The 20,164-nt window shown below is 72.6% G+C and carries 22 protein-coding genes; 7 read left to right on the top strand and 15 right to left on the bottom strand.

Annotated features, from left to right (window positions below; all coding sequences use genetic code 11):
* Positions 1-31: 31 nt before the first annotated feature.
* Positions 32-703, top strand: a complete 672-nt coding sequence (gene dhaL / locus JOE35_RS09970; RefSeq protein ID WP_209560948.1) for a dihydroxyacetone kinase subunit DhaL — start codon at positions 32-34, stop codon at positions 701-703.
* Positions 704-705: 2 nt separating this feature from the next.
* On the top strand, positions 706-1,404 hold the full coding sequence (gene dhaM, locus JOE35_RS09965) for a dihydroxyacetone kinase phosphoryl donor subunit DhaM (protein WP_209560947.1): 699 nt from the start codon (positions 706-708) through the stop codon (positions 1,402-1,404).
* Positions 1,405-1,479: 75 nt separating this feature from the next.
* Here dhaM and JOE35_RS09960 read toward each other — a convergent pair whose 3' ends face one another.
* From JOE35_RS09960 to JOE35_RS09935, 6 genes are all read right to left on the bottom strand, one after another.
* Positions 1,480-2,271, bottom strand: a complete 792-nt coding sequence (locus JOE35_RS09960) for a pyrimidine reductase family protein (RefSeq protein ID WP_307803027.1) — start codon at positions 2,269-2,271, stop codon at positions 1,480-1,482.
* Complete coding sequence (gene folP / locus JOE35_RS09955; RefSeq protein ID WP_307803026.1) at positions 2,268-3,176, bottom strand: dihydropteroate synthase; 909 nt, start codon at positions 3,174-3,176, stop codon at positions 2,268-2,270. Before folP ends, JOE35_RS09960 begins: the two co-directional genes overlap by 4 nt.
* Positions 3,169-3,762 (bottom strand): GTP cyclohydrolase I, encoded by a 594-nt coding sequence (gene folE, locus JOE35_RS09950; protein WP_209560946.1) that lies wholly within the window; start codon positions 3,760-3,762, stop codon positions 3,169-3,171. Before folE ends, folP begins: the two co-directional genes overlap by 8 nt.
* A gap of 70 nt (positions 3,763-3,832) precedes the next feature.
* A complete protein-coding gene (locus tag JOE35_RS09945) occupies positions 3,833-4,303 on the bottom strand; it encodes a hypothetical protein (RefSeq protein WP_209560945.1) in 471 nt (156 codons plus the stop codon).
* Positions 4,304-4,416: 113 nt separating this feature from the next.
* Complete coding sequence (locus tag JOE35_RS09940; protein ID WP_307803025.1) at positions 4,417-4,872, bottom strand: NUDIX domain-containing protein; 456 nt, start codon at positions 4,870-4,872, stop codon at positions 4,417-4,419.
* A 14-nt stretch (positions 4,873-4,886) separates the two neighbouring features.
* Complete coding sequence (locus tag JOE35_RS09935; RefSeq protein WP_209560944.1) at positions 4,887-5,654, bottom strand: SDR family oxidoreductase; 768 nt, start codon at positions 5,652-5,654, stop codon at positions 4,887-4,889.
* Positions 5,655-5,790: 136 nt separating this feature from the next.
* On the opposite strand from JOE35_RS09935, the gene JOE35_RS09930 reads away from it, so the two are divergent.
* From JOE35_RS09930 to JOE35_RS09915, 4 genes are all read left to right on the top strand, one after another.
* Positions 5,791-6,255, top strand: a complete 465-nt coding sequence (locus JOE35_RS09930) for an NfeD family protein (RefSeq protein ID WP_197980631.1) — start codon at positions 5,791-5,793, stop codon at positions 6,253-6,255.
* Positions 6,256-6,266: 11 nt separating this feature from the next.
* The gene (locus tag JOE35_RS09925) at positions 6,267-7,427 is read left to right on the top strand and encodes an SPFH domain-containing protein (RefSeq protein ID WP_209560943.1); all 1,161 of its coding nucleotides are present in this window, start codon (positions 6,267-6,269) and stop codon (positions 7,425-7,427) included.
* A complete protein-coding gene (locus JOE35_RS16115) occupies positions 7,427-8,218 on the top strand; it encodes a glycerophosphodiester phosphodiesterase family protein (RefSeq protein WP_307803024.1) in 792 nt (263 codons plus the stop codon). Before JOE35_RS09925 ends, JOE35_RS16115 begins: the two co-directional genes overlap by 1 nt.
* Before the next feature lie 86 nt (positions 8,219-8,304).
* Positions 8,305-8,670: an RNA polymerase-binding protein RbpA gene (locus JOE35_RS09915; protein ID WP_123545626.1), complete on the top strand. Its 366-nt coding sequence runs from the start codon at positions 8,305-8,307 to the stop codon at positions 8,668-8,670.
* Positions 8,671-8,787: 117 nt separating this feature from the next.
* Here the strand turns inward: JOE35_RS09915 and lnt are convergent, their stop codons facing one another.
* The 9 genes from lnt to JOE35_RS09870 all read right to left on the bottom strand — a co-directional run bounded on the left by lnt (position 8,788) and on the right by JOE35_RS09870 (position 19,089).
* Entirely contained in the window at positions 8,788-10,452 is a 1,665-nt protein-coding gene (gene lnt / locus JOE35_RS09910) for an apolipoprotein N-acyltransferase (protein ID WP_307803023.1), read from the bottom strand.
* Positions 10,453-10,494: 42 nt separating this feature from the next.
* Positions 10,495-13,017, bottom strand: a complete 2,523-nt coding sequence (locus JOE35_RS09905) for an RNA helicase (RefSeq protein ID WP_209560942.1) — start codon at positions 13,015-13,017, stop codon at positions 10,495-10,497.
* A gap of 4 nt (positions 13,018-13,021) precedes the next feature.
* Positions 13,022-13,858, bottom strand: a complete 837-nt coding sequence (tatC, locus tag JOE35_RS09900) for a twin-arginine translocase subunit TatC (RefSeq protein WP_307803022.1) — start codon at positions 13,856-13,858, stop codon at positions 13,022-13,024.
* Between the two features lie 3 nt (positions 13,859-13,861).
* Entirely contained in the window at positions 13,862-14,119 is a 258-nt protein-coding gene (gene tatA / locus JOE35_RS09895) for a twin-arginine translocase TatA/TatE family subunit (RefSeq protein ID WP_209560941.1), read from the bottom strand.
* A gap of 12 nt (positions 14,120-14,131) precedes the next feature.
* On the bottom strand, positions 14,132-15,151 hold the full coding sequence (locus tag JOE35_RS09890) for a YafY family protein (protein ID WP_209560940.1): 1,020 nt from the start codon (positions 15,149-15,151) through the stop codon (positions 14,132-14,134).
* Positions 15,148-16,167 (bottom strand): WYL domain-containing protein, encoded by a 1,020-nt coding sequence (locus JOE35_RS09885; protein ID WP_307803021.1) that lies wholly within the window; start codon positions 16,165-16,167, stop codon positions 15,148-15,150. The genes JOE35_RS09890 and JOE35_RS09885 overlap by 4 nt, the downstream gene beginning before the upstream one ends.
* A gap of 92 nt (positions 16,168-16,259) precedes the next feature.
* Positions 16,260-17,189 (bottom strand): FKBP-type peptidyl-prolyl cis-trans isomerase, encoded by a 930-nt coding sequence (locus JOE35_RS09880; RefSeq protein WP_209560939.1) that lies wholly within the window; start codon positions 17,187-17,189, stop codon positions 16,260-16,262.
* 67 nt (positions 17,190-17,256) lie between these two features.
* Positions 17,257-18,321, bottom strand: a complete 1,065-nt coding sequence (locus JOE35_RS09875; RefSeq protein ID WP_209560938.1) for a tRNA (adenine-N1)-methyltransferase — start codon at positions 18,319-18,321, stop codon at positions 17,257-17,259.
* Between the two features lie 75 nt (positions 18,322-18,396).
* Positions 18,397-19,089: an HAD family phosphatase gene (locus JOE35_RS09870; RefSeq protein WP_209560937.1), complete on the bottom strand. Its 693-nt coding sequence runs from the start codon at positions 19,087-19,089 to the stop codon at positions 18,397-18,399.
* Positions 19,090-19,248: 159 nt separating this feature from the next.
* Here JOE35_RS09870 and JOE35_RS09865 point away from each other — a divergent pair, with 159 nt between their 5' ends.
* Positions 19,249-20,148, top strand: coding sequence for a proteasome assembly chaperone family protein (locus tag JOE35_RS09865; RefSeq protein ID WP_209561981.1), 900 nt, complete (start codon positions 19,249-19,251; stop codon positions 20,146-20,148).
* Positions 20,149-20,164 lie beyond the last annotated feature (16 nt).

Here is a 20,164-nt window from a genome sequence, read left to right as displayed (position 1 = left end):
CCAGACACCCGACACCCGAGAGAAGGACGACATGACACTGGACTCCACCTGGGCCCGCCGCTTCGTCGAGCGCGCGGCCGACACCGTCAGCGAGAACCGGTCGGCGCTCGTCGAGCTCGACCGCGAGATCGGCGACGGCGACCACGGCGAGAACCTGGAGCGGGGCTTCTCGGCCGTCCGCGCGAAGCTGGCCTCGCAGCCGGACGACGCCACGCCGGGCGCCCTGCTCAAGATGGTCGCGACGACCCTGATCTCGACCGTGGGAGGCGCCTCCGGGCCCCTGCTCGGCACCGCGTTCCTCAAGGGCGCGGGTGCGCTGGGCGACGCGACCGAGCTCGACTCGGCCGCCGTGGCGGCCTTCGTGGCCGCGGCGCGCGACGGCGCCGTGCTCCGGGGCAAGGCCGAGGTCGGCGACAAGACGATGATCGACGCCTGGACCCCCGCGACGGACGCGGCGAAGGCCGCCGCGGACGCGGGCAGCGAGCCAGGGGCGGTCCTGCGTGCAGCGGCCGACGCCGCCGCGGCCGGTGCCGAGTCGACCGAGCCGCTCGTCGCCCGCAAGGGGCGAGCGAGCTACCTCGGCGAACGCGCGGTGGGGCACAGGGACCCGGGCGCGCAGTCGTCCGCGCTCATCCTCGCCGCCGCCGCGGACGCCGCCGAGGACGTCGCGGCCGCCGCGACGACGACCTCCGGGGAGGCGTGACCATGGCCTCCGTCGGCATCGTCGTCGTCTCGCACAGCTCCAAGATCGCCGAGGGCACCGTCGAGCTCGCCCGCCAGATGGCGCCCACCACCACCCTCGTCGCGGCGGGCGGGACCGACGAGGGCGGCATCGGCACGAGCTTCGACGCCGTCTCGGCCGCGCTCGGCACGGCCGGCGGCGGCGGGGGAGTCGTCGTGCTCTGCGACCTGGGCTCCGCCGTGCTCACGTCGGAGACCGCCGTCGACTTCCTCGACGACGCCGAGAAGGAGCGCGTCGTCATCGTCGACGCGCCGATCGTCGAGGGAGCGGTGGCCGCGGCCGTCGCGGCCGAGACCGGCGGCTCGCTGGCCCAGGTCGCCGAGGCGGCCCGCAGCGCGACGGGCGTCGCCGATCCGCACGCCGACGAGCGTGAGCTGCGCGGCGGCGACGCTGTCGAGCGGTCGGCCGTGCTCGTCAACGCGTCGGGCCTGCACGCCCGGCCCGCTGCCGAGCTCGTGACCCACGCCTCCCGCTTCCAGGCGGACGTGACGGTGAACGGCGTCGACGCGAAGAGCCTGCTCCGCATCATGGGGCTCGGACTCGGCATCGGGTCGACCGTGTCGCTGATGGCCACGGGGCCGGACGCACAGCAGGCCGTCGACGACCTCGTCGCGCTGATCGAGGGCGGGTTCGGCGAGGGTGCGGAGGCCTCGCAGGGCTGACCCGACGAGATCCGCCGTGCGGGGGAGCGGCGCCGTTCGCGGTGCCGCTCCCCTCGTCGTGTCAGACGGTCGGCCTCAGGCGCCCGGCTCCCGGTCCCGCACGTACCAGGTGAGCAGCTCGTCGCCGTCCTGCAGCACGTGGGCGAGCCGCATCCGCCGCAGCGGGCTCGAGCCGTCGCCGTCTGCGCCCTGGCTGATCCGCAGCCCGTGGCCGCCCTCGAGCAACGGAGAGACGGTGAGGAACAGCTCGTCGACGGCGTCGGCCCGCACGAGGTCGCCGAAGAGGCGAGGACCGCCCTCGCAGTGCATCTGGGCCAGGCCGCGCTCGACCAGGGCGTCGCGCAGGAGGTGCGGGTCGACCCGCTCGTCGCCGCAGGCCACCACGTCGGCGACGCGCTCGAGCGCCCGACGTGCTGTCGGGTCGGCCCGTTCCGTGGTCAGGACGACGGGCCGCACCGGCGCCTCGGTGAAGACGGTCGACTCGGGGTCGAGCCGGAGCGATCCCGAGACGAGTGCGAAGACGGGCTGGGGCGCGAGGCCCGCCTCCTCGCGCCACGATGCCGCGTCGTCGTCCAGCCGCATCGCGCCGTAGCCCTCGTCGCGGACGGTGCCCGCGCCGACGACGACGACGTCGGTCACGCGCCTCAGGAGGTCGAAGACCCGGCCGTCGGCCGGGCCGCCGAGCGAGCCGGAGATGCCGTCCGAGGTGGAGGCGCCGTCGAGGGTCGTCACGAAGTTGACGCGGAGGCACGGACGGCCGCGGTCGTGGGGGGAGAGCGTCGCCAGCAGGTCCGCGTCGGTGAGGGGCGCCTCCTCGTGGCCCCCGGGGACCACGCGGACGAGGCGCGAGCCGCCCGAGCCGGTCACGAGACGTTGTGCACGGCGTGCACGGGTCGTCGCCAGCCGAGGATCGCCTCGACCATGCGGGCAGCGTCGACGGAGGCGCGGGCATCGTGCATCCGCACGATGCGGGCGCCGAGGAAGACGCTCGCGACGGCGGCCGCCAGGGAGCCCGCGAGACGGTCGGGCTTGGCCCGGTCGAGGGACTCGCCGACGAAGTCCTTGTTCGAGACCGCCGCGAGCACGGGGTGCCCGAGTGCGGCGACCTCGCCGAGCCGGCGGGTCAGCTCGAGGGTGTGCACGGTCGTCTTGTTGAGGTCGTGGCCGGGGTCGACGATGATCTGGTCCTCCCGGACGCCGTGGGCGAGGGCGACGTCGACGCGACGGGCGAGCAGGTCGGCCACCTCGCGGGCGATGTCGTCGTAGTGCGGCCGCGGGTGCGGGCGGCGCGGGGCGGCGAGGCTGTGCGTGACGACGAGGGTCGCTCCGCTGTCGGCCACGACGTCGGCGAGCCGCGGGTCGTGCAGCCCGGTCGTGTCGTTGACGACCCCTGCCCCTGCCCCGATCACCGCCGCAGCCACCTCTGGCCGGAACGTGTCGACAGAGATGACGACGTCGGACACGGCGGCGAGGGCCTGGACGACCGGCAGCACCCGGTCGAGCTCGTCCGCGGCCGACAGCTCCGGACCCGGCGCGAACGGGACGCCGCCGATGTCGACCCAGTCGGCACCGGCCTCGGCCGCGTCGACGGCCGCCTGGACGGCCGCGTCGAGCGCGAAGGTCCGGCCCTGGTCGAAGAAGGAGTCGGGGGTGCGGTTGACCACGGCCATCACGGCCACCTGGCGGGAGAAGTCGAAGGTGCGGCGGCCGATCGTGCGCACGGGGAAGCGCAGCGGGGGAGCGACGAACACCGGGAGCGACGACTCAGGCACGGTCGCCACCTGCCGTGATGAGCGCGATCGCCTCGGCCCTGGCGCCGGGCTCGGCGAGGGCTCCGCGGCTCGCGACCGTGAGCGTGGAGCTGCCGGTCTGCCGCGGGCCGCGCGTCGTGACGCAGCCGTGCACCGCGTCGAGGACGACCAGGACGCCGGCGGGGGAGAGGCCCACGACGAAGGCGTCGGCGATCTCCTCGCCCAGGCGCTCCTGCAGCTGGGGCCGCGAGGCCACGGCGTCGACCACGCGGGGCACGGTGCCGAGGCCGACGATCCGCTCGCCCGGCACGTAGGCCACGTGGGCCTGGCCGACGAACGGCAGGAGGTGGTGCTCACAGACGGACCGCAGCGCGATGCCGCGGACCACGACGAGCTCGCCGAGCTTCTCGGGGTCGGACGCGACGGCCGACGATCGGACGAGCTCGGCGGCGTCGACGTCGAGGCCTGCGAAGAACTCGGCGTACGCCTCGGCGACGCGTCGGGGCGTCGAGAGGAGGCCCTCACGCGTGCCGTCCTCGCCGATCGCCGCGAGGATCTCGGTGACGGCGGCCTCGATGCGCGGCCGGTCGACAGGAGGCGGGGTCATCTCGCCATCCTGCCAGGTGGCCTCGCCAGGGCCCGCGCGCCGTGGGCAGTTCCCAGCGGGCCCGAAGGGCTCAGCGGGAGTCGTCGCCGGGGGAGCCGTGCTGCTCGGCCGGTCGTGACTCGTGGTGCCGTCGGCCGGGGCTGCGCCGCTCCTCCTTCATCTCGGACTCGAACACGTGCCGCCTGCCGCCCGCCAGCGCGTCGCGCACGGCCGCCTCGCTGCGACGGAACTCGGACCAGTAGGTGTCGTCGTAGTCCTCGACGATCTGGAAGGTCCAGCGGCCCTCGACGACGTTGCGCCCGACGAGGTCGCGCTCGAGGGCGTCCGCGTGCTCGTCGTGGCCGGCCTCGCGCAGCAGGTCGACGGCTTCGCCGAGGGCCAGGTCCGCCTTGCCGGTGAGCCTGTGGAAGCCGTACAGCAGGCCGCGGGCGTGCTCGACGACCTCGAGGGCCTCGGAGAGCTTGCCGAGCGCGGCGATCGTCGCGTCGTCGACGCCGTCAGGTCGGAGGTGGGCGTCGTCCGGTGTCTTGTGGTCGCTCATGCGCCGACTGAACACCGGGAGGATGTCGGAGGGCCGGGAGGTGGGGTACGGATCAGCGAGCTGACATAATGTGCATTATCAGCGCCTATGCAGAGGGCCGAGAGGGGTACTGATCAGCCGTGTGAGAGCACGTCGCGCAGCAGCGTCGTCAGGTCGGCAGGCTCGACCGGCTCGGCGGTCGACTCGAGCTCGGACAGCGACCACCAGCGCGACTCGAGGATGTCGACGCGCTCGTCGTCGGTCCAGCCGTCGTCGACGACCTCGAAGTGCGGCAGCCGCACGACGAAGAACTCGGCGTGGCCGTGCGTGTGGTCAGCGGCGTCCCACGGCACCTCGAAGTCGTCGACGCGGACGACGGGGCCGACGTCGGCCACCACCTGCCCGGTCTCCTCGAGCAGCTCGCGGACGGCCGCCTGCGCGTGGTCCTCCCCTGGGTCGACGCCGCCTCCGGGCGTGATCCATCGGGACGAGCCGCTCGTGTCGGGCGCCTTCGTCCGCATGAGCAGGAGGCGGTCCTGCTCGTCGAGCACGAGGAGGCGGGAGGTCGGACGGACGACGCGCTCGGTCACGAGGTGCCCCCGTCTCAGACCAGCGGGGCGAAGTCGCTCGTGTCGCCCACGTAGCGCGTGTGGTCGGCCGGCACCGGGTCGACGGCCGCCGACGCGACCTCGGCTGCGAACTCGGCGACGTTGTACAGCTTGCCCGCGCTCTCTTTCCGCGACGAGATCGCCCCCGGGTTCGAGCGCTCGAGCAGCGTCGCGGTGATGGTGCCCTCGATCATGTCGCCCGAGACGACGACGAACTCGACACCGGCGGCCTCGAGCTGCGGGAGCATCTCGCGCAGGGCGTCCTCCCCCGCGCGCTTGCTGAGGGCGACGGGCAGGTACTCGGGCATCGTCTCGGTGGTGCGGATGAAGTGCGCCTGGTGGCTCGTGACGAAGACGACGCGCGAGCCGGGGGCCATCAGCGGCAGGGCGGCCGTCAGCAGGTCGACCTGCGCGTCGCGGTTGAGCTTCAGGGCGTAGTCCTCGGCCATGCCGGTCTCCATGCCGCCCGAGGCGTTCATGACGAGCACGTCGAGACCGCCGAACGCCTCGCGCACCTGCGCGAACATGGCGTCGAGGCTCTCGGCGTCGGTGAGGTCGGCGCCGACGGCGATCGCCTCGCCGCCGGCTGCCTCGATCTTGCCGACGAGCTGGAGCGCGCGCTTCTCCTTGTTTCGGTAGTTGACGACGACGCGGGCGCCTGCCTCGGCGAGGTAGCCGACCGTGTCGGCCCCGATGCCCCGGGACGAGCCGGTGACGAGGGCGCGCTTGCCGGCGAGGGATCCTGCGGCGAGGGGGTTGGACACGGTGGGCTCCAGACTGTCGTGGGGGCGTGCGGCGGGTCCCGACGGACCGCCTCGAGACTATCGGTCCCCCCGTCCCGCTGTCGGTCGCCCCTGATAGCTTCGAGACCACGCGATGCGCGAGGCGAAGGAGGCCGACATGGACGTCGTCACCCAGTGGGCGTGGCTGATCTGGATCGGGCTGCTCCTCGTCTTCGTGGTGGTCGAGGTCACGACCCTCGAGCTGACCTTCCTCATGCTGGCCATCGGCAGCGCCGGCGGTCTCCTCGCCGGCCTGTTCGGGGCGCCGTGGTGGCTGCAGGTCATCGTCGCCGGGCTGATCGCCGTCCTCCTGCTCTTCACGGTCCGGCCGCCCCTCCTCCGCGCGCTCGGCAAGGGCGGCGACCCGACACCCAGCAACCTGGCGGCGCTCATGGGCATCCGCGGCACCGTCGTCGTGCCGATCGGCGTCGACGGCGGCCAGGTCAAGCTGGCCAACGGCGAGACGTGGACGGCCCGCCTCCTCCCCTCTCCCCCGGCCTCGGCCGGGATCGTCCTCGACACCGGCGCGCCGGTCGTCGTCACAGCCATCGAGGGGTCGACCGCCCTGGTCGTCCCCGCCTGAAGGGACTGACCATGGACCCCACCACCATCGTGACCGTCGTCGTCGTCGCGATCGTCGTCGTCTTCGTGCTCGTCGTGCTGTTCCGAGCCGTGCGGATCATCCCGCAGGCCAGCGCCGGCGTCGTCGAGCGGCTCGGCAAGTACCACAAGACCCTCATGCCCGGGCTGAACCTGCTCGTCCCGTTCATCGACCGGGTGCGGCCGCTCATCGACATGCGCGAGCAGGTCGTCTCGTTCCCGCCGCAGCCGGTCATCACCGAGGACAACCTGGTCGTCTCGATCGACACGGTCGTCTACTTCCAGGTGACGGACGCGCGGGCGGCGACCTACGAGATCGCCAACTACCTCGGCGCGGTCGAGCAGCTGACCACCACGACCCTCCGCAACGTCGTCGGCGGGCTCAACCTCGAAGAGGCCCTGACCAGCCGGGACAACATCAACGGGCAGCTCCGCATCGTCCTCGACGAGGCCACCGGCAAGTGGGGCATCCGCGTCGGGCGCGTCGAGCTCAAGGCGATCGACCCGCCCCTGTCCATCCAGGACTCGATGGAGCAGCAGATGCGCGCCGAGCGCAACCGCCGTGCCGCGATCCTCACCGCCGAGGGCACGAAGCAGTCGCAGATCCTCGAGGCCGAGGGGTCGCGTCAGTCGGCCATCCTCCGGGCCGAGGGCGACGCCAGGGCCCAGGTGCTGCGCGCACAGGGCGAGGCCGAGGCCATCGAGACCGTCTTCAACGCGATCCACCTGGGCGACCCCGACCCGAAGCTGCTCGCCTACCAGTACCTCCAGACGCTGCCGAAGCTGGCCGAGGGCTCGGCGAACAAGCTCTGGATCATCCCGAGCGAGCTCACCGAGGCGCTCAAGGGCATCGGCTCCGGGTTCTTCGCCCCGAAGGACCCGTCGGCGCCGGGCTGGGTCGACCGCGGCACCACGAAGGTGTCCGAGACCGAGCAGACGCCCGACCTCGCCACGACCGTCGACCTCGGCAGCGAGCCCGATCTCGGCTTCCCCACCGTCACGCGCCCCGGGGCTGGTGACCTGCCAGGGTCCGCCGGCACGACGGGCTCCAGCGACACGACGGGCTCCGCCGACACGACGGGCTCCGCCGACACGGCAGGATCGTCGGACGGCAGCACGGACGTGCCGCCCACCGCTCCCCCGGCAGCTCCCTAGTGGTGCCGGCCCGCGCCTCCGTCTGGTTCGAGGCGCCGACGCCGAGGGTGCTCGCGCACCGGGGCCTCGCCCTCGACGTGCCCGAGAACACGACGGCGTCTTTCGTGCAGGCGATCGCCGCGGGCGCGCTCTACGTCGAGACCGACGTGCACGCCACGAGCGACGGGGTCGCCGTCGTGAGCCACGACCCCGACCTGTCGCGGGTAGCCGGTCGTGACGTGCAGGTCCACGACCTGACGCTGGCCGAGTTCCGTCTCGTCCGGCTCGAGGGCGGGTACGAGATGCCCACCCTCGAGGAGGCGCTGGCCGCGTTCCCCGAGACCCGCTTCAACATCGACGTCAAGGTCGCCGAGGCCGTCGGCCCGACGATCGACGCAGTCCGGCGCGCGGGTGCCGAGCACCGAGTGCTCCTCACCTCGTTCGACCAGCGCATCCGCAGCCGTGTGCTGGCGGGCCTGCCGGGCGTCGCGACCTCCGCGTCGTCCTGGGGCGTGATCGCGGTCGTCGCCCTCGGCGCCCTGCCCGTCACGGCGCTGCGCCGACGCCTGATGGCACGGGTGCTCCGCGGCTGCGGCGCCGTCCAGGTGCCAGAGCGCCAGGGCCCCCTCCGCGTCGTCACGCGACGCCGGGTCCGCGACCTCGAGGCCGTCGGCGTCGAGACCCACGTGTGGACCGTCAACGACCCTGTCGCCATGCGGCGGCTGCTCGCCCTCGGCGTGCACGGCCTCGTCTCCGACAGGGCAGATCTTGCCCTGGCCGAGGTGCGGGCCGCCACTGCCAGGGCACTGTGAGCGGACTGTGAATCCGTCCCGGATGAAACAGGCAGACCCGACCTGACGTTACAACGGGAGATTGCAACGCGAGAGGAGACCACACAATGGCAGATCGCAGTTTGCGTGGAATGCGGCTCGGCAGTCAGAGCCTGCAGAGCGAAGAGGGCGTGGAGTTCTCACCCCGGAAGCGTGCCGTCTACCAGACGGCGGACGGCACGGAGTTCGACATGGTCTTCGCGGCCGACGCGGAGATCCCCGACATCTGGCAGTCGCCGAAGAGCGGCCAAGAAGGTCGCCTGCTCGCCGCGGACGGCAAGCCCGTCGAGATCGAGGCCGGAGACGTCAAGGTCCCCAGGAGCCACTGGGACATGCTGCTCGAGCGACGCAGCCGTGAAGAACTCGAGGAGCTCCTCGAGGAGCGCCTGACGTTCCTCCGTGCGCGTCGCGGCAAGCAGGCCATCGGAGCCTGAGCTCCCGGCGTGCTGGTCCCCAGCCCGCCCCCCACCATCGGCCCCGGTCGTCGTCACGACGCCGGGGCCGATGTGCGTCCCGCGCCCCGGTGATGTCGTGGACGTCGTGAGGAGCGGTCAGCGTCGCCGGCCGCGCACCGAGTCGAACTGGCCCGGGTCGTCGAGCTCCTCCTCCAGGGCGCGCGGCCTCTCGGCGGCCAGCCGCGGGGACGAGAGCGCTGCCCACGGTGCGGACTCGAGCAGCCGGCGGCGCCGGCTGCGGCGACCACCGATCAGCACCCGCGAGAGGACGAGCAGGGCGAGCCCGAGGAACGACACGAAGAGCTCGATCGCCCGGCTGTCGACGACGGCCGGTGTCGTCCCCGTGCCGAGGTCGACCGTGTGGACCATGGTGCCGGCCGTGAAGTCCTGCACGCCCGCGACGATCTCTCCGCGAGCGTCGATGACCCGGCTGGAGGCGATGGTCGAGACGTTGACGACCGGCCGCGCCGTCTCGATGGCCCGCAGCCGGGCGATGGCCAGCTGCTGGGCGTTCTCGTCGGTGTCGCCGAAGTCGGCGTTGTTGGTCTGGGCGATGATCACCTGGGCGCCGTCGCGCATCATGTTCGTGACGAGCTGATCGTCGACGATGTCGAAGCAGATCGAGATGCCCGCGGTGAAGTCGCCGATCGTCATGGCCTCGGGCCGCGTGCCGGGCGTGTAGTCGCGGGCGATGAGGTCGATGAGGTCGGGGGCGAACGGTCGCCAGAACGCGCGGTCGGGCACGTACTCGCCGAACGGGATCGGGTGCTTCTTGTCGTACTGGCCCTGCACCTCCCCGTCGTCCCAGAGGATCGAGGAGTTCCAGACGGTCTCGCCGTCGTCGCTCTGCGTGATGACCCCGGAGAGCAGGGGGGCGTCGTAGCCGGTCGTGATCGCGTCGAAGACGTAGCGGCCGTAGGCGTCACGTGTGGGGTCACGGTCGCTGCCGCCCTCTGGCCAGACGACGAGGTCGAGGTCGTCGCCGGGCTGGAGGCCGCTCATCGCGAGCACCTGGGAGTTGAGCAGGTCGCCCTGCTCGCGCTCGTCGAAGTAGCCCGCCGGGCCGTTGCCCTGCACGCCGGCGATGCGGGCGGTGCCGCTCGACGAGGTGGGCCAGGCGGGGACGGCGAGCACGGCGACGACGGCGATGGCCGCCGCCAGCAGCCGGGTCGCGCGGGGCAGCGTCACCATCAGGGCGAGCTGGATCAGGGCGGCGACGAGGGCGACCATGAGGAAGCTCAGCCCCGAGATGCCGACCCACGCCACGAGCCCGGCGAAGGGGCTCTGCGACTGGCTGAGCGCCATGCGGCCCCAGGCGAAGCCGCCGTACGGCCAGTTGCCCGCGACGAACTCGCGGAGGGTCCAGAGGCCGGCCACGACGACCGGGACGACGACGGCCTGGCCGACGAGGCCGGGCCAGATGCGCGGCACCCAGCGGTAGGCGAGGGCGATGAGCACGGCCCCGCCGCCGAAGAAGAGGGCCTCGAGCGTCGAGAGCGCGATCCAGGGCAGCAGCCCGAGGTAGAGGGTCGCCCAGAAGATGTGGACGAGGTAGAACGAGAGCCCGGCGACGAGACCGACGAGGAACGCTCCCCCGGCACGGCGGCCGCGGAGCGACACCAGCACGAGGGCGATGCCGACGAAGGCGAGGGGCCAGACGTCACCGTCGGGGAAGCCCGCGTCGAGCACGACCCCGGCCCCGGCCGCCACGAGGACGGCCACCCAGAGCGGCAGGCGGAAGTCGGTCACGCGGAGGGGCACCGTGCGATCCTACGGGGGCCTGGCTGAGAGGCGGAGACCGCCTCAGACCGCCGAGTAGGAGACGATCCCGCGTCGCACGGCGTCGAGCGCCCGGCGCGCGATCGGCCCGACGGGCAGGTCGGCCACCACGGACAGCTGGTCGAGCAGGTCGATGGTCTGCTTCGTCCAGCGGACGAAGTCGCCCGCCGCGAGCTCGGCGTCCTCGAGGACGGAGTCGAGGTCCGCTCCCCTGGCCCACCGGTGCATGGCCAGGGCGAGCCCCGGCGCGGGCGGGTTGCTGCCGGGCAGCCTGTGCTCCTGTTCGAGGTCGTCGAGCTCGGCCCACAGCTTCTGCGTCTCGTCGAGCGCCTCGCGGTAGGCGCCGCGGGGCAGGAACCGCTCGCTGAGCTGCCCCTCGTCGCGGCGGGGCTCGTACACGAGCGTGGCCGCCATCGCGGCCATCGAGGGCACGTCCAGCGCGTCCCAGAGGCCGAGTCGCAGGCTCTCGGCGACGAGCAGGTCGCGGTCGCCGTAGATGCGTCGGAGGGTGCGTCCCGTGGACGTGACCGCGACCTCGGCCGTGCGGTCGCCTCCTCGCCTGGACGAGCCGGGCGCGGCAGCGCCGGACGTCGACGACCGCGGCGACGCGGGCTCGAGGTAGCCACGGTCGAGAAGCACGTCGGTGACCCGGTCGAAGACCTTGGCGACGGCGCCGGTGCGCCCCCTGATCTGTGCAGAGAGCTGATCGGTCTGCTTCTTGAGCTTCCACCAGCGCTCCGACCAGCGGGCGTGCTGCTCGCGCTCGGGGCAGGCGTGGCAGGGGTGCTGTCGGAGCCGACGGCGCAGGTCGGCGAGGTGCCGCTGGCGCTTGTCGTGCTCGGCCCGTGACTGGGAGTCGGCCCGGGCCGCGCCCTGCTTCTCGAGGTCGCCGAGCTCACGGCGGATGGTCGTGTACTCGCCGAAGTCGCCGAGGTGGCACTGCATGCTGCGGGCGTAGCCGTCGAGGCTCTCTTGCTGCGTGCGGACCTTGCGCGCCAGGTCGACGACGGCGCGGTCGGCCTGGAACTGCGCGAACGACGTCTCGAGCACCTCACGGGTGCGCGACCGGCCGAACTGCTCGATCAGGTTCACGGCCATGTTGTAGGTCGGGCGGAAGCTGGAGTTCATCGGGTAGGTCCGGCGGGAGGCGAGGCTCGCGACCGCCTGCGGGTCGAGGCCCTGCTGCCACTGGATCAGCGAGTGGCCCTCGACGTCGATGCCGCGACGGCCGGCACGGCCGGTCAGCTGCGTGTACTCCCCCGGCGTGATCGGCACGCGGGCCTCGCCGTTGAACTTCTCGAGCTTCTCGAGCACGACCGTGCGCGCGGGCATGTTGATGCCGAGCGCCAGGGTCTCGGTGGCGAAGACGACCTTGACGAGCTTCTTCTGGAACAGTTCTTCGACCACCTCCTTGAAGGCGGGCAGCAGGCCGGCGTGGTGTGCGGCGACCCCGCGTTCGAGTCCGTCGAGCCACTGCCAGTAGCCGAGCACGGCGAGGTCCTCGTCGCGCAGGGTGCGGCACCGCGCCTCGACGATCTCTCGGATCTCCTGGCGCTGGTCGGCGGTCGTGAGGCGGATGCCCGAGCGCAGCACCTGCTTGACGGCCTGGTCGCAGCCGACCCGGCTGAAGACGAAGAAGATCGCGGGCAGCAGGTTCTGGTCGTCGAGCATCTCGACGATCTTCCAGCGGTCGAGGCGCCCCTGGGCGTGCTGCGTCGGCGGCACGACGTGGCCGCGCGGGCCGCGGCCCGAGAAGCCGTCGCGACCGCCGCGCTCGCGCCGGCTGCCGCCTCCTCGTCTCGACAGCGACGTGGCCCGCAGCAGCTCGGGGTTGACGCGGTTGGTGGCCGCCTGCCCGCTCGAGTCGAACAGGTCGAGGAACTTGCCCCCGACGAGGACGTGCTGGTCGAGCGGCACCGGGCGGTCCTCGGAGACGATCACGTCGGTGCCGCCGCGCACCGTCTGCAGCCAGTCGCCGAACTCCTCGGCGTTCGAGACCGTCGCGCTGAGCGAGATGAGTCGGACGTCGAGCGGGAGGTGGATGATCACTTCTTCCCACACCGCCCCGCGGAACCGGTCGGCCAGGAAGTGCACCTCGTCGAGCACGACGTAGCGCAGGTCGTCGAGCATCTCGGAGCCCGCGTAGATCATGTTGCGGAGCACCTCGGTCGTCATGACGACGATGCGGGCGCGCGAGTTGACGTTCGTGTCGCCCGTGAGGAGGCCGACCTCGGAGGCGCCGTACTCGGCCACGAGCTCCTGGAACTTCTGGTTGCTCAGCGCCTTCATCGGCGCCGTGTAGAAGACCTTGTCGCGGGGGTGCTGCATCGCCAGGTGGATGGCGAACTCGGCGACGAGTGTCTTGCCGGCGCCGGTGGGCGCGGCGACGAGGACGCTCGAGCCCTCCTCGACGGAGGCGCAGGCCGCCTCCTGGAACGGGTCGAGCGAGAAGCCCAGCCGCGACCGGAACGACTGCAGCTGCGGGGTGCGGACGCGGTTCTTCGAGGCGGCGAAGCGGGCGGCCGGGCTGAGGTCGCTGCTGGTCATGGGGTCACCCTCCGGCGAGTTCGGCGTCGAGCGCTGCGGCCCGCTTGGCCACCCCTCGGTCGTGGATCCAGGCGACGCCGGCGGCGACGAAGTAGAGGAACACCATGGGGACCGCGAGCAGGAACATCGAGAAGACGTCGGCCGCGGGCGTCGCGATGGCGGTGAAGACGGCGATCAACAGGATCGCGACGCGCCATCCCTTGATGATGGCACCCGCGCTGATGACGCCGACGAAGTTGAGGAGCACGAGGAAGACGGGCAGGACGAACGCGATGCCGCAGGCGAGGACGAGCTTGAGCACGAAGTCGAAGTACTGCTTCGCGTCGATGATCGCCGCGTCCTGCTCCGAGACGAAGCCCGTGAGCACGCGAACGATGTTCGGCAGGACGTAGACGCCGCTCAGGCAGCCGAGCAGGAAGAGCGGGATCGCCGAGCCGATGAACCCGACCGCGTACAGCTTCTCGCGGCGGACGAGCGCCGGGACGATGAACGCCCAGACCTGGTACAGCCAGACGGGGCTGCTGAGGATGACGCCGACGGTGACGGCGATCTGCATCCGCAGGTCGAAGCTGCTGGTGATCTGGCCGTAGTTGAGCACGGCCTCGCTGGCGTTGCCGCCGGCCAGCACGAGCACAGGCTGTCGCAGGAAGTCGAGGACGTACTGCGAGACGAACCAGCCCGCGACGCTCGCGAGGATGAGGGCGAGGGCAGAGCGGAAGAGGCGCTTGCGCAGCTCGACGAGGTGCGCGCCCAGGGACATCCGCCCGTCGGCCGATCGCTTCCGCGAGCCTCGGGGCGCCTGGTCGCCCTCGTCGGTGCCACGAGTCGTCGTCGTGGCCACGCGTCAGTTCTTCAGGTGGTCGTCGCCGCTGGTGGGGCGGACGGTCGGGGCCTCGGCGTCGCGACGCAGGGTGCTGTCGGTCGTCGAGCTGCGGGTGACGTCGTCGTCACTCGCCTTCTTGTCGTCGCCGATCTCGTTCTTGAAGATGCGCATCGACTGGGCGATGCTCTTCGCGAGTGCGGGGAGCTTGGGGGCGCCGAACAGCAGCAGGATGATCGCCAGGATGATGATCAGGTGCCAGCCGGTGAGGTTTCCGAGCATGAGGGGTGTCTCCTAGCGGGAAGGGGAGCCACCAGTGTAACCCGCAGCCTGTGACGGGGCCTGGTCGTAGCGCGCGGCGGCCTCGGCGGCCCAGCTCGCGACAGCACGACGAGCCTCGTCCGGCGCGACCACGCGGGCGCGGCCCGGGAGCCCGCTGACGAGACGGGCGACGGTGCCCACGTGGCCGACCCGGAGGGTGAGGCGGGTGCGTCCCTCCCCCGCGTCCTCGGCGTCGGTCGGCCGGTAGTCGTCCAGCAGCGGCGCGGCCGCCGCGTCGATCTCGACGACGACGTCGAGGTCGTCCGGTGATCCCTCGAAGAGCGTGTCGGGCAGGGAGAGGTCGGAGGCGCGGTGCGTGATGCGCGCGTCGGTGAGGGCAGGCGACGCGATTCGGTCGAGGCGGAACGTGCGGAGCGCCTCCCTCAGGTGGTCCCAGCCGCGCAGGTACCAGTCGGCGTCGAGGGACTCGACCCGGAGTGGGTCGACCCGGCGGCGCTCGACGAGGCCCCGCACGCCCGCGTAGTCGAACTCGAGCTGCACCCCGCGCTCGACCGCCTCGCGGACGAGGGCGAGCACCTCGCTCGTCCCCTCCTGCGCCACGGCGACCTGGCTCGGCTCCCCCGAGGCGCCTCGCGACAGCTTCGACATCAGCGACGCGACGGCGCCGCGGTCGGCGTTCTCGGGCAGCGACGACAGGTACTGCAGACCGGCGATCAGCGCGGCGGCCTCGCGCGCCGAGAAGCGGGGCGTGTCGTCGATGGCGACCAGGTTCGTGAGGACGATGACGTCGTTCTGCTCGAAGTCGTCCCACGCGATGTCGAACAGGTCGGCGTGCTGGTACTGGGCCGTGTCGCCGGGGATGCCGGAGACGGCGATCAGCTCGACCGCACGCCGGATGTCGCTGACGCCGACGCCGAAGTGGGCGGCGGCCTCGGCGACGCTGACCCGCTCGTGGTCGATCAGCCAGGGCACGAGCGACAGCAGGAAGGCGAGCTTGTCGGTGGCGTGCAGGGCAGGAAGGCGATCGGTCACGAGGCTGCTCCCCCTTGCTCGGCGACGGCGTGGTCCGCGGCGAGGTCACGGAGGCGCGACGCCACGAGGTCGCGCAGCTCGACGGGCGCCAGGACGACGACCTCGGGCCCGAACGACGTGAGCTCCTCGGCCAGGACCTGGCGGTCGCTGTAGTGCACCAGCAGCACGTCGTCGTCGCCCGCGACGGTGCCGCGTCGCGCGCCGAGGCGCGTGCGGGCGTCCGAGTCGGGGGCGGTGCGGACCGTGGCCGTGTTCTGCTCCCACAGCCGGTCGAGGCCCTCGAGCGCGGAGTCGGCGGTGGCGTCCGAGGGGCGCGGGAACACCCTCGAGGTGACGGTCACCGGGCCGACGATGCGCGACAGCAGGAAGTTCTTGCGGGACGACGTGTCCGGCTCGACGACGGAGACCATCCACCGGCCCATGTGCTGGACCAGGGCGAAGGGCGCCACCTCGCGTCGGCGCGGCGCGACCTCGCCGGGCTTGAGGTAGTCGAAGCGCACGAGCACGCCGCGGTCGAGGGCGGTGCGCAGGGGCTCGAAGGCGGCGTCGCGGCTGCGCACGCGCGGTGCGTAGGCGAGCTCGGGGACGTTCGTCGCGCCTCCCAGGGACCGCAGCTTGAGCAGCGCGCGGCGTGACTCGGCCGAGAGCGTGCCCTCGCGCCAGACCATGCCGGCGAGCGTGAGCAGCGCCGTCTCCTCCGGCGAGAAGGAGATGTCGAGCGGGAGCTCGTAGTCGCCGCGGAGGATGCGGTAGCGCAGGAGGTGGTTGTCACCGGCCGCGGAGGGGTCGTCGACGGTCTCAAGCGGCACCCCGAGCTCGCGGATGTCGTCTTTGTCACGCTCGAACTGTCGCTCGAGGGCGGCGTTGTCGCCGCCGGCGACGTACTTCTGCCGGTAGCCCTGGACCGTGGAGAGGACCTCGGTCTTCGTCAGGCCGGAGTCGGTCGCGAGGAGGGCGAGCACGAGGCTGAAGAGGCGCTCCTCGACGGGGATGCGCGGAGCGCGGACGGCTGCCACGGCTCGATCCTAGGACACGCCCGCGAGGCCGGGGGCCCCGGGGGCGTGCGGCGGTGCCGACACGGTGTGCCGGACCGGCGCGGGGAGGCGGATCAGAGCGCGCCCAGGACGTCGAAGACGTAGACGAGCGGCTGGGGAACGCCCCCGGCCTCGTCGGCGGGCACGACGACCATGACCTGCGAGCCGATGGGAGTGCCGACGAGCGCGTCTCGGATCGACGCGGGGATCTGCTCGTCCCCGAGCGGCAGCGACGTGGCCGACCCGCCGTTGGTCCACGACGACGTCGCGACGGTCGAGGGCGAGGCCCACGTCACGGCGGTGAACTGCACGACGGCGGTGTCGTCGGCGGCGAGCTCGCGGCCGGAGCCGTCGAGGACGAGGTGCGACTCGGGCGAGGTGGGCGCCGAGGCCGCGGGGACGGTGACGCCGGGGGCGCCGTCAGGAGCCCGGACGACGGCGGGCATGCCCTGCGCAGCCAGCACGGGACGGCCGTTCGCCTTGGCGAGGAACGACTGGCGGATGTCGACGATCGCGACGTAGGCCGCGTCGGGGTCGTCGTCGGTGGCGCCCGCGCCGCCGTTGACCGACGCCGAGAGCTCGGAGGCCTTGATGGCGACCGCGACCCTGGAGCCGACTCGTGAGCACTCCAGGGCGGAGGCGAGCGGCGCGAGGGCGTTCCCGCCGACCGTGATGGGCGCGTTCAGGCTGCCGTCGTAGCCCGAGTCCTCGACCTCGGCGCCCGTGGTGCCGTCGTAGAGGGTGTAGTCGATGATGACCGGCGTGCCCTCGAGGATCCGGTCGCCGGTGCCCTCGATCAGGGTCGAGACCTGCGTCTCGGTCGTGACGATGGGGCTCGGCACCTGGGCGTCCGGCTTCTCGCCGAAGGCGCCGGTGGCGGTGACGACCGAGGCGGCGTCGCCCGTGGGCGGGCACCCGGCGGAGCCCGGCGCGGGGGTCGTCGCACACGCGGTCAGCGAGGCCAGAAGGCCGACGGTCACGACGAGGGCGGGGATCTTGCGCACGGAGGCTCTTTCCTGGGCTGCGGCCGGTGGCCGCGACTGGCGGGTCGCTGGTGATGCGGAGGACAGCTTAGTGCGGCGCGTCGACCTGGCCGTCGCGGCTGGCGTCGCCGCGGCCGTCGGCGTCGCCGCTCTGCTCGCCGGACAGGCTCTCGGTCGCGGCGACGGCGCTGTCGGCCGCCGATCGTGCCTGCCGTGCGGTCTTGCGGAGCTTCTTGTCGCTCGCCGACCGCTCGCCCAGGGCGCCGGGGGTCCACAGCTCGACGTCCTCGTCCGAGAAGTCGGACTTCGACGGGCGGCGCTTGAGCTGGGGCAGCACCGCCCCGGGCGCGAGGCGGCGGGCGGTGATGAGGAAGCCGGTGTGCCCGATCATGCGGTGGTCGGGGCGCACGGCGAGGCCTTCGACGTGCCAGCCACGGACGAGCGTCTCGGAGGCCTCCGGCTCGGTGAACTGGCCGGAGGCGCGGAGGGCCTCCGCCACGCGGGAGAGCTGCGTCGCGGTGGCGACGTAGCAGATCACGAGCCCGCCGGGCGTCAGGGCGGCGGCGGTCTCGTCGACGCACTCCCACGGCGCGAGCATGTCGAGGACGACCCGGTCGGCGGTGCCGTCGGGGACGACGGCCGCGAGCTCGTCGACGAGGTCGCCGACGGTCACCGTCCAGTTCTGCGGCTCGGCGCCGAAGAAGCTGACGACGTTGCCCTGGGCGACGTCGGCGAACTCCTGACGGCGCTCGAACGACGCGAGGCGCCCCTCCGGCCCGATCGCGCGGAGCAGCCACAGAGACAGGGCACCCGACCCGACACCGGCCTCGACGACGGTGGCGCCGGGGAAGATGTCGGCGAAGGCGACGATCTGGGCCGCGTCCTTCGGGTAGACGATGGCGGCGCCGCGGGGCATCGACATGACGAAGTCGCTCAGCAGGGGGCGGAGGGCGAGGTACTCGTCGCCGGTCGTGCTCGCGACGACCGAGCCGTCGGGCAGGCCCACGAGGTCGTCGTGGGCGATCATGCCGCGGTGCGTGTGGAACACGGCTCCCGGCGTCAGCACGACGGTGTTCATCCTGCCCTTGGGGCCGGTGAGCTGGACCTTGTCGCCCTCGAGGAAAGGACCGGACTGGCGGCGGGTGGCGCTCATGGTGGGTGCTGCTCTCTGTCGGGCCCAGGTCGGGGCCGCGGTGCGGGAGGGAACGGCGCGCGCGGCGCCGGGGGCTCAGGAGTCGGAGGTGCGTGCAGCGGCCGCGCGTCGGCCCGCCGCGTGCATCTCGCGCAGGTCGGCCAGGCGGACGCCGACGAGGGTGTCGCGTCGGACGTAGCCGGAGTCGTCCGCGAGCGGGGCGGCGTGCTCGACGCCGAGGGCCACGGCCCCCGCTGCCATGGCCGAGGTGAGCCCCGGCACGCTGTCCTCGATGGCGACGCAGTCGGCGACGTCGACGGCCAGCAGCTCGGCGCCGCGGAGGTAGGCCTCGGGGTGCGGCTTGCTGTGCTCGACCTCGTCGCCGGCCACGACGGCGTCGAACGAGTCGTCGCCGATGGCGTCGACCATGAACTGGGCCATCCGGCGGATCGACATGGTGACGAGCGCCGTCGGGACACCTGCCTCGCGGAGCTCCGCGAGCAGCTCGCGGGCCCCCGGTCGCCACGGCACGTGCTCGGCGCAGCGCGTCAGCACCTCGGTCGTGAGCCGGTCGATGATCTCGTCCGCCGGCAGGTCGACGCCGTGCTGCTGCAGCACGGCGGCCGAGTGCCAGAGGCCCGAGCCGATCAGGGTGTCGCCGAGCTCCTTCGTCCAGGTGCCGCCGAAGGAGGCGACGAGGTCGACCTGGGAGTCGAACCAATAGGGCTCGGTGTCGACGAGGGTTCCGTCCATGTCCCAGAGGACGGCGGCAGGCAGGGAGTCGTTCACGGGGCACGAGTCTACGGGAGACGGGGGCGACTATCGTGGACGGCGAGATGCCGGGGACCGTGCCCGGCCGGTGAGGATCACGTGCCCGACTCCGCAGTGCCCGGCGACGCAGTGCCCGGCGAGACGACGCCCGGCGAGACGACGACCGAGGGGTCCGCGGTGGGCGGCACCCCGTCGTTCGCGACCGGGCGCCTCCTGGTCGTGGCCTTCGAGGGCTGGAACGACGCCGGCGAGGCCGCCAGCGGCGTCGCCCGCAGCATCGTCGACACCCTCGCCCTCGAGCCCGTCGCCGAGCTCGACGGCGAGCGGTACATCGACTACCAGTTCAACCGGCCACAGGTCGGCTACGACGACGACGGCGTCCGCACCCTGGTGTGGCCGCGCATCCAGCTGCACGCCTCGCCCGAGCTGGCCTCGACGCCGGCGACCGGCCCCGCGGGCGACGCCCCCGACGTCTTCGTGCTGCTCGGTGCCGAGCCCTCGCGCAGCTGGCGCGGCTTCGCGGCAGAGGTGGTGGACCTGATCGACGTGCACGACGTGTCCGCCGTCGTGTTCCTCGGCGCCATGCTCGCCGACGTGCCGCACACGCGCCCGATCTCGGTGTTCGTCAGCAGCGACAACGAGGAGGTGCGGGGCGAGCTGGCGCTGGAGCGCAGCACCTACGAGGGCCCCGTCGGAATCCTCTCCGTCCTGGGCGACGCGGTCGAGTCCGCCGGTGTCCCGACCCTGTCGATCTGGGCCCAGGTGCCGCACTACGTGCACGCCTCGCCGTCGCCGAAGGCGACCCTCGCCCTGATCGAGAAGCTCGACGAGGTCGCGGGAGTCAGCATCCCCCGGGGCGACCTCGAGGCCGAGTCCGCCGCGTGGGAGCAGGGCATCGACGCCCTCGCCTCGGACGACGACGACATGGCCGGCTACATCGAGCAGCTCGAGCAGGCGCGCGACACCGTGGACTCGCCCGAGGCGAGCGGCGAGGCGATCGCGGAGGAGTTCGAGCGCTACCTGCGCCGCAACGACGGCAAGGGCCCTGACGACCCGCGCCTGCCTCCGGCTCCCTAGCGGCGTCACCTGCCGG

Source organism: Frigoribacterium sp. PvP032 (genome assembly GCF_017833035.1).
GTDB lineage: Bacteria > Actinomycetota > Actinomycetes > Actinomycetales > Microbacteriaceae > Frigoribacterium.
The sequence above is the reverse complement of the archived record's forward strand: the minus strand, read 5'-3'. Positions and strand labels throughout refer to the sequence as shown.

Bases quoted from the DNA above. Each gene is read 5' to 3' on its own strand.
- dhaL (WP_209560948.1), top strand. From the start codon at position 32: ATGACACTGGACTCCACCTGGGCCCGCCGCTTCGTCGAGCGCGCGGCC.
- dhaM (WP_209560947.1), top strand. From the start codon at position 706: ATGGCCTCCGTCGGCATCGTCGTCGTCTCGCACAGCTCCAAGATCGCC.
- folE (WP_209560946.1), bottom strand. From the start codon at position 3,762: ATGACCCCGCCTCCTGTCGACCGGCCGCGCATCGAGGCCGCCGTCACC.
- JOE35_RS09945 (WP_209560945.1), bottom strand. From the start codon at position 4,303: ATGAGCGACCACAAGACACCGGACGACGCCCACCTCCGACCTGACGGC.
- JOE35_RS09930 (WP_197980631.1), top strand. From the start codon at position 5,791: ATGGACGTCGTCACCCAGTGGGCGTGGCTGATCTGGATCGGGCTGCTC.
- JOE35_RS09925 (WP_209560943.1), top strand. From the start codon at position 6,267: ATGGACCCCACCACCATCGTGACCGTCGTCGTCGTCGCGATCGTCGTC.
- JOE35_RS09915 (WP_123545626.1), top strand. From the start codon at position 8,305: ATGGCAGATCGCAGTTTGCGTGGAATGCGGCTCGGCAGTCAGAGCCTG.
- JOE35_RS09905 (WP_209560942.1), bottom strand. From the start codon at position 13,017: ATGACCAGCAGCGACCTCAGCCCGGCCGCCCGCTTCGCCGCCTCGAAG.
- tatA (WP_209560941.1), bottom strand. From the start codon at position 14,119: ATGCTCGGAAACCTCACCGGCTGGCACCTGATCATCATCCTGGCGATC.
- JOE35_RS09875 (WP_209560938.1), bottom strand. From the start codon at position 18,321: ATGAGCGCCACCCGCCGCCAGTCCGGTCCTTTCCTCGAGGGCGACAAG.